Source organism: Methylobacterium sp. CCH5-D2 (genome assembly GCF_001556475.1).
GTDB classification, from domain to species: domain Bacteria; phylum Pseudomonadota; class Alphaproteobacteria; order Rhizobiales; family Beijerinckiaceae; genus Methylobacterium; species Methylobacterium hispanicum.
In genome coordinates, this window is the sequence record NZ_LSIX01000580.1 from 1 (window position 1) to 1,007 (window position 1,007).

1 protein-coding gene and 1 pseudogene are annotated in these 1,007 nt (G+C 77.2%); both read left to right on the plus strand.

The window, feature by feature from the left end; genetic code table 11:
• Nucleotides 1-224, plus strand: a pseudogene (locus AX737_RS14855) (shikimate dehydrogenase); the annotation flags it as partial.
• On the plus strand, nt 221-844 hold the full coding sequence (gene coaE, locus AX737_RS14860; RefSeq protein ID WP_066922542.1) for a dephospho-CoA kinase: 624 nt from the start codon (nt 221-223) through the stop codon (nt 842-844). The pseudogene AX737_RS14855 and the gene coaE, both read left to right, overlap by 4 nt.
• Nucleotides 845-1,007 lie beyond the last annotated feature (163 nt).

Sequence of the window (1,007 nt, forward strand, 5' to 3'; positions counted from 1 at the left end):
ACCTCGCGCCGCTCCCGCCGCGGGCGGCGGTGGCCGACATCGTCTACGCGCCGCTGGAGACCCCGCTGCTCGAAGCCGCCCGCGCCCGCGGCCTCGCGGCGGTCGACGGGCTCGGCATGCTGCTGCACCAGGCGGTGCCGGGCTTCGAGGCCTGGTTCGGGCTCCGGCCCGCCGTGACGCCGGCGCTCCGCGCCGCGATCGTGGCGGATCTCGCGGCCCGATGAGCGCGGCGAAGCGCCCCTTCGTGCTCGGGCTGACCGGCTCGATCGGCATGGGCAAGTCGGCGACCGCCGCGATGTTCGCCGCGCGCGGCGTGCCGGTCCACGACGCGGACGCCGCCGTGCACCGCCTCTACGGGCCGGGCGGGGCGGCCGCCGCGGCCATCGGGCAGGCCTTCCCCGGCACCCTGGCGCCGGACGGGTCCGTGGACCGGGGCGCCCTGCGCGCGGCCGTGCTCGACGATCCCGGGCGCCTGGCCGCGCTGGAGCGCATCGTGCATCCCCTGGTCGGTGAGGTGGCGCAGGCCTTCCTCGCCCGCCACGCCGCGGCGCCCCTGGTGCTCCTCGACATCCCGCTCCTCTACGAGACCGGCGGCGCGGGCCGCTGCGACGCGGTGCTCGTCGTCACCGCGCCCCCGGCGGTCCAGCGCGCCCGGGTGCTCGCCCGCCCCGGCATGAGCGAGGCCGCCCTCGACGCAATCCTCGCCAAGCAGTTGCCGGACGCCGAGAAGCGCGCCCGGGCCGATTTCGTGATCGACACGAGCCGGGGCTTCGCCGCGGCCGAGGCCGAGGTGGACCGGGTGATCGCCGCGGTCGGCGGCGCGGCATCCTCGTCACAGGCCTGAACCGCGACGTCCTCCCTCCCCCCTCCGCGGGGGAGGGGAGCGGGGTGGGTCTCCGCAGGCGTTGTGTGAATCTGGTAGCCCTGCAGGCAGAGCGATGGCCTATGCCGAGCGAGCCCCAACACGGATCGGGCGCGGGTCCCCTCTCCCGTGCGGGAGAGGTCTG

Excerpts from the sequence above, each read along its gene's own strand:
- coaE (WP_066922542.1), top strand. The coding sequence starts at position 221 with ATGAGCGCGGCGAAGCGCCCCTTCGTGCTCGGGCTGACCGGCTCGATC.